This window comes from Iamia sp. (genome assembly GCF_035575815.1).
Lineage (GTDB): Bacteria > Actinomycetota > Acidimicrobiia > Acidimicrobiales > Iamiaceae > Iamia.
The window spans coordinates 1-9,594 of record NZ_DATLXO010000067.1; the positions used below are offsets into that span (position 1 = coordinate 1).

At 72.3% G+C, this 9,594-nt stretch carries 9 protein-coding genes; 2 read left to right on the forward strand and 7 right to left on the reverse strand.

What is annotated here, in order from left to right; translation table 11 throughout:
• Positions 1-118: 118 nt before the first annotated feature.
• Positions 119-2,047 carry an SEC-C domain-containing protein gene (locus VNL12_RS07155; protein WP_325592976.1) on the reverse strand — a complete coding sequence of 643 codons (1,929 nt, stop codon included), beginning with the start codon at positions 2,045-2,047 and terminating at the stop codon, positions 119-121.
• A gap of 79 nt (positions 2,048-2,126) precedes the next feature.
• Here VNL12_RS07155 and VNL12_RS07160 point away from each other — a divergent pair, with 79 nt between their 5' ends.
• Positions 2,127-2,846: an acyltransferase gene (locus VNL12_RS07160; RefSeq protein ID WP_325592978.1), complete on the forward strand. Its 720-nt coding sequence runs from the start codon at positions 2,127-2,129 to the stop codon at positions 2,844-2,846.
• A gap of 41 nt (positions 2,847-2,887) precedes the next feature.
• Here the strand turns inward: VNL12_RS07160 and VNL12_RS07165 are convergent, their stop codons facing one another.
• The 3 genes from VNL12_RS07165 to VNL12_RS07175 all read right to left on the reverse strand — a co-directional run bounded on the left by VNL12_RS07165 (position 2,888) and on the right by VNL12_RS07175 (position 4,925).
• Positions 2,888-3,562, reverse strand: a complete 675-nt coding sequence (locus VNL12_RS07165; protein WP_325592980.1) for a nitroreductase family protein — start codon at positions 3,560-3,562, stop codon at positions 2,888-2,890.
• Between the two features lie 142 nt (positions 3,563-3,704).
• The gene (locus VNL12_RS07170; RefSeq protein WP_325592982.1) at positions 3,705-4,451 is read right to left on the reverse strand and encodes an acyl-ACP thioesterase domain-containing protein; all 747 of its coding nucleotides are present in this window, start codon (positions 4,449-4,451) and stop codon (positions 3,705-3,707) included.
• A 75-nt stretch (positions 4,452-4,526) separates the two neighbouring features.
• Positions 4,527-4,925: a PilZ domain-containing protein gene (locus VNL12_RS07175; protein WP_325592984.1), complete on the reverse strand. Its 399-nt coding sequence runs from the start codon at positions 4,923-4,925 to the stop codon at positions 4,527-4,529.
• Between the two features lie 313 nt (positions 4,926-5,238).
• On the opposite strand from VNL12_RS07175, the gene VNL12_RS07180 reads away from it, so the two are divergent.
• Positions 5,239-6,120 (forward strand): hypothetical protein, encoded by an 882-nt coding sequence (locus VNL12_RS07180; protein ID WP_325592986.1) that lies wholly within the window; start codon positions 5,239-5,241, stop codon positions 6,118-6,120.
• A 30-nt stretch (positions 6,121-6,150) separates the two neighbouring features.
• Here the strand turns inward: VNL12_RS07180 and VNL12_RS07185 are convergent, their stop codons facing one another.
• The 3 genes from VNL12_RS07185 to VNL12_RS07195 all read right to left on the reverse strand — a co-directional run.
• On the reverse strand, positions 6,151-6,714 hold the full coding sequence (locus tag VNL12_RS07185) for a hypothetical protein (protein WP_325592988.1): 564 nt from the start codon (positions 6,712-6,714) through the stop codon (positions 6,151-6,153).
• Positions 6,711-6,959 (reverse strand): hypothetical protein, encoded by a 249-nt coding sequence (locus VNL12_RS07190; protein WP_325592990.1) that lies wholly within the window; start codon positions 6,957-6,959, stop codon positions 6,711-6,713. The genes VNL12_RS07185 and VNL12_RS07190 overlap by 4 nt, the downstream gene beginning before the upstream one ends.
• A 166-nt stretch (positions 6,960-7,125) precedes the next feature.
• Positions 7,126-9,594 (reverse strand): type I restriction enzyme endonuclease domain-containing protein (locus VNL12_RS07195; protein WP_325592992.1); only part of this gene is annotated, 2,469 nt, incomplete at its 5' end.

Sequence of the window (9,594 nt, forward strand, 5' to 3'; positions counted from 1 at the left end):
GCGCCCGGCCGTCGCCGCGGCCGGCGGCGACCCTTCCGTGGCCCGATGGCCCGATGGTCGGGCCACCGTCGGACTTCGGGCTCAAGTCCCCGTGGCGCGGACTTGGGTCAGAGCTGGGTCAGGGGGCGCCGTCGGCGACGGCGAGCACCCAGTCGAAGAGCGTCTGGCCGTCGGGGTGATCTGCGAGCAGCGCCAGACCCGCCTCGCGCTGGGAGGCAGGGATCGGCACGACCTTGCCGGCGAGGGCCTCGTGCGGGCCGCCCGTCGGCACAACGGTGGCGAGGACGACCTCACCGACGCCGAGACGGGAGTCGGACAGGGGCTCCACGGTCGTCACCGCACCGGGACCGGTGAGGTCACGCAGCTCGAGGTGATCGTCGTCGACCGGGCCGACCTCCCAGAGCCGGCGGGGGCGCTCGAGCCAGGTCTCGACCAGCGCCGCCTCGTCGTCGGGGAGGAGCGGTCCCAGCTCGACGCTGAAGCCGGCCAGGGCGCTGTCCTCGACCAGGTGGCAGTCGGCGGCCAGGAACATGAGGGGTTCGCCGTCGGGTCCGTCCACGTCGTCGCCCCACGGCATAGTCTCGAAGTGGTTCTTTAGGCACCAGGTCTGGGCCTTCCACCACAGCAGCGCCACGCGGGCCTCGAGTGCCATGGGCCGAGGCGTGACCAGGCAGCACTGCTTGTACTTGCGTCCCGACCCGCAGGGGCACCGGTCGTTGCGGCCGACGCCGGCGGGGACGTCGGCCCGCCAGCGCTGCAGGAACGTGACGGCGTCGGGGTCGTCCAGCGCCCGGAACACCCGGACCGCGCCGTCGATGTCGCCGGCCACGGCGCGCAGGTGACCCAGGGCCTCGAACGCGGCCTCCCACTCGTCGGGGTCGGCCGCGGCCAGGGCGTCCCCGAGCACCGCGAGCACCTGGGGGGCGGAGCCGGTGATCACCGCGGCTTCGGTGAGCACGAAGGCCGGCCCCGGCGCACCCGGCGCAGCCGCCACCACCTCGGCGAGGCGCTCGACCATGCCGTCGGCGACCACGTCCTCGGGGACGACGCGGAGGTGGTCGGCCACGGCCTCGGCCACGACGGGATCGCTCAACCCCGCAGCCACGGCCCGGACGCGCAGGTCGTCGGGGATCTCGTCGAGGCCGGCGCCGAGCAGCAGCAACCAGGCCATGCCGAGGGCCTCGGCCACCTCCGCCCGGTCAGGGTCCATGGTGGCTCCGCCGAGGATGTCGTAGCCGACCTGGAACAACCGCAGCTGGTGGTCGGCCACCCCCGGCGCCGCCACCAGGCCCGCCCCGAAGGCCATGTCGGCCTCGGCGTAGACCTCGGTCAGCGGCCGGCGCAGAGCCCTCACCACCGCTGCGTCACGGGCGAGCGCCTCGGTCACCGCCCGCACCGCCTCGGCGACCCAACCGCCGGCCGCTCCGACCGCGCCGTCGGAGCTCCCGGCGGAGTCCTCCACGACGCGCAGCTGGTAGCCGTGAGCCTCCCCGGCGGCGACCAGGGCGGCGACCACCGCCGCTGCCCCACCGTCCTCACCGGGCGCGGCGACGTCGAAGCCGTCGACCTCGAGCACCAGACGGCCGTCGTCGTCGATCGCCAGGCCCACCACGTCGCCCGCGGCCAGCGCCGGGTGCCAGCCCTCGGGCAGGTCGATGACGGGGGGGACGCTGAAGTCCTCCTCGCCCGTCTCGTCGAGGGGTGAGCGAGGGACGACGAGCGCCTCGCCCACGCTGACGACCATGGGGCCCGGGGCGCAGGCGAACAGGGCGATGGTGTCGTCGTCGAGGCGCACGTGGCGACCGGTGGCCTCGTCGCCGCTGAGTCGGTGCCTCGCCGTCCATCCCCGGCACAGCGCGACCCCGCCGGCGACCCGTCCGTCGGCCAGGGCCACGATGCGGGGGTCGACCAGGAGATCGTCGAGCGCGTCCACGTCGACAGCGGGACCACCCTCGAGGCGCGCCGAGAGGGCCTCGACCGAGAGGGGCCCCTCGGAGAGGACGTCGAGGATCTGTTCGATCGTGGGCGTCTCGTGGTCATCGGCCATCCTCGGGACGCTACCCAGGCCCGGCGGCGGGCCGGGCGCGATCGACCGACCGGCGGCTGCGAGTCCTACGCTGCCGCCGATGTCCGAGTCCCGCCTCCAGCAGCTCACGCGACGCGTCGCCAACGAGGCGATCCAGCGGGGGTGGGCCGCGCTGCGCCGGACGGGGGCCATCGCCCCCGGCACCCGCGCCGCGGAGCGCTTCGGCTCCTTCGGCCCGGGCAGCGTCGTCGGGTTCCCCCCCGCCACCCTCTACGGCGAGCGCCAGGTGCACATCGGCTCCGAGACGCTGATCGGGTGCTGGGTCACGCTCGCCGCCGGCTACACCCCGGACCAGCAGACGGTCCCGCCCCGGGCGCTGGTGATCGGCGACCGCTGCGTGATCGGCCTGCGCTCGGGTCTCATCGCCCACGAGTCGATCGAGATCGATGATGACGTGTGGTTCGGCCAGGACGTCTTCGTCACCGACTCCAACCACGGCTTCGAGGACCTGACGGTGCCCATCGGCCACCAGCTCGGACCGCACCAGCCGGTGGTGATCGGCGCCGGCTCGTGGATCGGCCACGGCGCGGTGGTCCTGCCCGGGTCCCGCATCGGCCGTCACGTGGTCGTCGCCGCGGGGTCGGTGGTGCGGGGCGAGGTGCCCGACAACGCAATCGTCGGTGGGGTGCCGGCCAAGGTCATCCGCATCGTGGACGAGTCCGACCGGGGCCGGCCCGAGGACCACCCTGAGCTCGTGGCGCTCATGCCCCAGCACGCGTATGCCTACGGCCACCAGCGGCGGGCGGCCCGAGCCCGCTAGCCCCGATGTCGATGGGCTGGTCGCTCGACGCGGCGATCTGGTCACCCCGTCGGTGGTGGCTCGAGCGGTGGACCGTCGATGCGGTCGATGGTGGTGAAGGACTCGACCGGGTGGCGGCGCAGCCGGGTGGCCTGGTGCACGGGCGTGCCCAGACCGATGAGGGCGGCCACCGCGTGGCCCTCGGGGAGCCCGACGAGAGGGGCGGCCTCGGTCTCCGACGCGGCGAGGAACGTGGTGACCACACCGCCGAGCCCGACGTTGCGCGCCGCGAGCAGCAGGTTCTGCACGAACGGGTAGATCGACGCTCCGCCGATGATCGAGAAGCGGTCGAGGGCCCGGTCCATCACCGCCAGCACGCGCAGGTCGACGGTGACGAGCAACACCTCGGGCACGGCCTCGATGGCCTCGAGCATGGGATGGGCAGGGAGGCCCTCGGGGATCGGCACGTCGGCGGGGGCGGGCTGGATGGGGTTGAAGGCCCGGTAGCCGGCGGCCTGCTCGGCCAGGTAGCGGTCCCAGGTGGCGGCGCTCAGGTCCGCGAGGCGGCGCCGCAGCTCGACGTCGCGGACGACGGTGACGTGCCAGCCCTGCTGGTTGCCGCCGCTGGGCGCGAAGCGGGCGTCGTCGAGGACCCGGTAGAGGGTCCCGGGGGGGATCGGTTCGGCGGTGAAGGCCCGCACCGCACCGGTGGTCCTCATGGCGTCGCTCAGCTCCACGGCCGTGCTCCTGTCGGGTTCCGGGCGGCGCAGGCTGTCGACGGGGTGCCGGCGGTCGAGGCGTCGCCGGTTGTCGAGGCGGGGCGGGCGGTCGGGGCGGGGCGGGCGGTCGGGGCGGCGCCGGTCGCGCCCAGGGCGGCCATCAGCTCGACCCTGCGACGGCCGAGGCGCGCACCGCGCCGTCGGTCACCAGCCACATCGCCACGGTGCCCTCCGCGGTGAGGGTCGAGAAGAGCTCGACCTCGTCGGTCGGTCCAATGGCGTCGCCGTACTCGACCTCGGCCCACCGCGGCACCATGCCCCGGCGGTCGAGCTCGTCTTCGACGGGCGCCCAGGTGGCGGCGTTGTTCACGTGGCCGAGGGGGTCGTGATCGGTGCTGCGCAGGGGCCACGCCCGGCGTTCTGCGCCGTCGGGCGGCCGACCGTGGGAGAGCCGGGCCTTCACCGTGCGGCCCATCGCCGCCTCGGCGTAGGTGTCGAGGAACTCCGCGGTGAGGCGCGCCGGACGGTTCGTGCTCGGGTCGAGGAAGATCCACAGCGACGCCGTCTCGACGTGTCCGCCCCGGTCACCGGTGATCGACGTGCGGCGCTCGGCCCAGCGGCTGCCGATGCCGCCGTTGAAGGTCGTGAGGGTCAGGTCCTCGAGCAGGGTCGGAGGCGAGACCACCCGCACCCCGGTGCGGCGCACGACCCACGGGGCCATCGGGTCGTGACCGGCGTCGCGGGTGTCGTCGTTGGCGACGTCCTGGAGGTAACGGGCAAGGGCGTCGAGCCGGAGCCTCCCGCGCCGGTCGACGTCGCCCCAGCGCACCCGGCGGGTGGCCGAGTAGCGCCGACCACGGTCGGGCACCGGGACCAGGGCGAGGGCGGCGAGGGTGCGATCCGACATCACCCTCGACGTTAGGTCGGCTCGCGAGCGCGGGCCGGACGCCGACGGTCGACGCCCGTCGCGCCAGGTGGCGACTCAGCCTCTCGAGCCGTGCCACTGCGAGGCGCTCACGTCCGACATCTTCGACAGCTGGCGGTGCAGGTGGAGGGTGAGCGGTGACTGGGCGTCGACCAGCTCGAGGCCGTACTCGCACTGGCGACCGCCGTCTTCGGGATCCATGCGGCGGATCCTCACCCGACCCACGAGGCCGTCGACCTCGATGGCGAGGACCGTTCCCACTCGAAGGTCCCTGGGCGCCGGGCCCCTGACCCGGAGCCCGCTGACCGAGACGTCGAGCAGCTCGGCGGTCGGGGGCGCACGGAACCTCCGGCGGCGCGCCGGCGCGGACTTGCTGGGATCGACGCGCCACAGGACTGGTTGGGGGTCGACCTGGACCCGTCGACCGACGCGCTTGTCGAAGGTGTGCCTGCTCATCGCATCCGCCATCGGCCGTGGACGGTCCTGCTTGAGCGGTTGCGCCTCGTTCGATACCTTTCGGAGTGCGGGACGATGGCGCAGAGACCTGCAGCAGTGCTGGTGGCGCATCGGTCGTCGGGAGGGGAACACCGTGAGGACGACCGGATCCAGGCCCGCCCGGGCGACGCTTCTGCTGGGGGCGTTGCTGGCGGCGTGCGGCGGCGGGGCACATGACTCGGCGGAGGTGATGAGCACGCAGCCGGCGCCAACGTCGTCGACCACTGACCCCGCGACGACCACCACCTCACCACGAACACCGCGTGAGGTCGCTGTGGCCGACGCCTTCGAGGCCAGCGAGGAGAGCGAGGAGCTCAGCCCCCAGCCGATGCGGGACTGCGCGACCTTGGGCGACTTCCGCGCCGCGTACGGCGATGCGACCGGTGGCCGCAGCGGGGCCGTCGAGTTCTTGGCGGCCCTGTGCGAGGGGACTGGGATCCCTGCGGGGGCCAACGACCTGTGCGACCACGCCGCCCGTGCACTCGCACCTCCGACGACGATCGCGCCGACGACGACAGCGCCGACGACCACCGCGCCGCCCACGACGGCAGCGCCGACGACCACTGCGCCACCGACCACCGCGCCGCCGCCCACCGCTCCACCGACGACCACTGCGCCGCCGACCACGACCACCGCTCCCCCGCCGCCGGTGGCCGCCCCGGTGGTCATCTCTGGTGCCGGCGACGACGTCATCGATGTCCCCCGACCTGACGGGGCGGGGACGCCGACCGTGGTGTTCGCCCGCCACTCCGGGTCCGCCAACTTCATCGTCCAGGGACCGGGCACCCTGCTGGTCAACGCCATCGGCAGCTACGAGGGGGTGACGCTCCTCGATGACGACGGAGAAGCGGCCCAGCTGGAGGTCTCGGCCGACGGTCCGTGGACGATCGAGTTCCGGTCCACCGGGTCGGTGCGCAGCTTCGAGGGTGAGGTGTCAGGGCGAGGTGACGATGTCGTGCGGCGCAACGGATCGGGCGGGGCGATGGCGTGGAGCCACGACGGTGACTCGAACTTCATCGTCCAGGTCCACTCGGGCGGGTTCCCGGACCTGGCCATCAACGAGATCGGCCCCTACCAGGGAACCGTTCTGATCGACGGTGGCGGCGCCCTCGTGGTCATCTCGGCCAACGGCGCCTGGTCCGCACGCGCCGAGTAGCCACCGGGCGCGAGAGCGGGTGTCGCATCCTCAGGTCGAGCTGGCGGCGCGGCGGGCGGTGGCCAGGAGGTCGGTGAGGTCGAGGTCCGCGGCCCAGCGATCCAGGTAGGCCTCGTCCAAGCCGGCAGCGCGGATCCGCAGGATCTCCGTCACGTCGCGGCGCTGGCGATCGGAGTCACTTCCCCGGGACCACTCGAGCTTGGCCAGGACCGTGTCCTCAGCGGTGGCCACCAGCACCGGTACCCCGAGCACGGTTGCCGGGCTGCGCCGCTCGAACTCGGTGACGCTGAAGGGGCGGTCCTTCTTCACGATCAGATCCACCTTCCAGCCCGTCGCGGTATCGATCACGTTGAACTGGTCACGCTGGTCCGAGGCCCGTCGAGCGGCCTGTCGATCGACGTAGAACCGGTCGACGTCGAGGCGGTCGACGAACCGGTCGACGGCCCCGGCGGCAGGATCGATCACCAGGTCGATGTCGGCTGTCGTGCGGGCCAAGCCGTGGAGCGAGCTGGCGAACGAGCCGGCGAGCATGTGCGGGATGCCGGCACCGTCCAGCGCATCGATGATGGCCCCGAGCGACGAGGCGGTGGTCATGCGGGGAGTACGGGGCCGGCGGGGAACGCCGAGCGGAAGAGGTCGTCGCCGATGCGGAGGCGGATGCCGGTGAGACGGACCTCCTCGTCGCTGTAGCCGGGATGGCGCAGGCGGATCCCGTCGGCGGCCATGCGGAAGGCCACCTCACTCATCTCGACGGCCATGGCGATCCGCTGCTCAGGGGACATCGCCCGGAACACCTGGTCCTGGCGGTCCTGCGCGTCACTCGAGGTGTCGTGGGCCACCCGCGAAGCGTAGGGCTCGCGATGACGAGGGGACCTGGTCCACGCCATGCGAGCACGCCCCAGGTCCTTGCACGATGCACGGCGTGTCCGAGCAGGCCGCGAAGGACCGGAGCACAGTGCCAACCGGTGAGCGAGGAGTGGCGCCGTCGCTGTCCTCATGCTTCGCTCATACCTCTCGTGCGGGGGGCGCCGGCCAGCGGACGGCGCAGTATTCGATCGCTTCGTCGTCGGGGACGGCGCGGGTGGAGTTGTTCATCCTCAGGTAGAAGACGTTCTCGGCCTTGCTGGTCTTGGCCCGCACCGCGGTTGGGGAGGCGGCGACGTCGAGGCGGCAGATCTCCTTGCCCTCGTGGACCGCGATGCGGGCTCGGGTGCGGGTGACCGGCGGGTGGCCGAGGGCCGCGATGAGGTGCGTCGTGAGCCAGTTGACGAAGCCGTCGCCGTTCTTCGGCTGGACCTTGGCGTAGTCGTGGGCCAGGCCGATGACCTCGCGGTCGGGGCCGATGCCGATGAGGAGGGATCCGCCGTCGGTGTTGAGGAAGCCGGCCACAGTCTTCACGATGGCGTCCTCGATCACCTTGCTCGCCTTGCCCTCCCGGAGGTCCCAGCGGGCGGTGGACTTGAACTCGACGGCGACATCCTCGTCGTTGTCGATGATCTCCTCGATGGTCCGCAGCGCGGCACCGCCGGCGAGGCCGAGCTGATCGGCGACGAGCGACGCGAACTTCGCGTCGCGACGGATGCGCTCCACCACGTCGTCGACGATCGAGCCGAGATCCGGTGCCGCCAGCGTGGCGACCCCGGCACGGCCGACGGCGGGCTCGATCACAGCACCGTCATAGACGCTCGATCCGTCGTCGCCGTAGACGGTGGTGACGTGGTCGAAGACGGCCTGGACTTTCGTGTCGAAGACCTCGGGCGGGTACGGGGCTTCGGGCAGGTCCTCGTTGAGGACATCGAGGATGGTCACCCGAACCGCCGCGGTGGTGGCCGACTTGCGGCGCCAGTCGAGGACCAGCTTGTCGTGGAGGTGGGCGAGGAGGCGCTTGGCGCTGGCCTTCACCACCTCCCTCTGGGCGTCGTCGAGGACCGGTTCGGGCTTGGTGAGCAGGTCGAAGATGGCCAGCTCTGCTTCGGTGAGGTCTTCGCTGACCGCTCGCTGCTCCTCGGCGGTGAGGGACTTCGACAGGTCGATGAGCCGGCGCAGGTACTCGTCGATGTTGAGGCTGCCGGCGTTGTAGTCGGCGATGAGCTCCTCGATGCGAGCGACCAGGTCGTAGCGGGTGGGGTTGCGGGCCGCGGCGCCCGCCGTGCGCTGCTTCAGCAGGGCGGCCAGGCGGTCGGTCTCGGCCCGCTTTCGACCGGCGAAGCTGGCGGCAAGGGCGTCGAAGTCGATCTGGGAGAGGTCGATGAGCGGGTCGGGCTCACTGCCTTCGGCGGCGGCGCGGATCACGTACTCCTCGGCACCCACGGAGCGGTCGAGCAGGGCCTCGACGGCATCAGACACCTCGTCGAGGTCGGCCCGGGGAGGGCGGGACACCTCGGCGATGCGTTCGGCCAGCACCCGGATGGCGGCCACCGTGCGCTGGTGGCCCGCAGCGGACGGGTCGGGCAGCAGCGCCTTGAAGATCTTGCGGGCCTGGCGGGCCGCGGCCAGGAACGCCGTGCGGGTGTCCTCGTCCACCAGCAGTGCCTCGACCGCAGCGTCGCGCAACGCGATGTGAGCGAAGCCCGACGCGTCGCGCATGGCGATCAGGTCGACACCGTGCGACGAGCACAACGACACCACCGTGTCGATCGCCTCCCCGAGGGCGTCGACGAGGGCATCGACGTCTTGGATCGGTGAGTCGACGCCGATCTCGGCGTTGGCGGCGCCGTAGATGGCGAGGGCCTTCTCGAGGTTCCGGAACACACCGATGTAGTCGACGATGAGCCCGTTGTCCTTGTCGGGGAACACCCGGTTGGCCCGGGCGATGGTCTGCATCAGCGTGTGGTTGCGCATGGGCCGGTCGAGGTAGATCGTCGACACGCTCGGGGCGTCGAACCCGGTCATCCACATGGCGCACACGAACACGAGCCGCAGCGGGTCGTCGGCGGACTTGAACCTCTCGGCCAGGTCCTCTTCGAGCATCCGCTTGCGATGGGGGCGGATGTCGAGCCCCTGGCGCTCGAGGTGGGCGATCTCGTTCTGGCCCTGGCTGATCACCACCGCCATGTCGGTGGAGGTCATCATCTCGATTCGACTGGCCAGCCACGGCCGCTCCAGCTCGGGTAGGGCGTCGTGCTCGGCCCGCAGCTCGGCCAGGTGCTCGGCCCACGCCGCGGACACGTCGGCGAACATGCGGACCGCGGCGGCCTTGTCGATCCCGACGTACATGGCCTTGCCGGTGAACCCCCGGCCCACGAAGTGCCGCACCAGGTCCCGGGCGACGGCGCGCAACCGCTCGGGCCGGGTGAGAAGCGTGTACTCGTGACCGAACCGGCGGGCCAGCTGACCCTCGGCGTCGTCGTCGAGCTCGGCCTCCTCCAACAGCTCGGCCAGCTCGTCGGCGAAGTCGTCGTTGACGAGCTGGAGCTCGGGGATGCGGTTCTCGTAGTAGAGCGGGACGGTGGCGCCGTCGGTGATGGCGTCGCG

Bases quoted from the DNA above. Each gene is read 5' to 3' on its own strand.
- VNL12_RS07155 (WP_325592976.1), bottom strand. From the start codon at position 2,047: ATGGCCGATGACCACGAGACGCCCACGATCGAACAGATCCTCGACGTC.
- VNL12_RS07170 (WP_325592982.1), bottom strand. From the start codon at position 4,451: ATGTCGGATCGCACCCTCGCCGCCCTCGCCCTGGTCCCGGTGCCCGAC.
- VNL12_RS07185 (WP_325592988.1), bottom strand. From the start codon at position 6,714: ATGACCACCGCCTCGTCGCTCGGGGCCATCATCGATGCGCTGGACGGT.
- VNL12_RS07175 (WP_325592984.1), bottom strand. From the start codon at position 4,925: ATGAGCAGGCACACCTTCGACAAGCGCGTCGGTCGACGGGTCCAGGTC.
- VNL12_RS07160 (WP_325592978.1), top strand. From the start codon at position 2,127: ATGTCCGAGTCCCGCCTCCAGCAGCTCACGCGACGCGTCGCCAACGAG.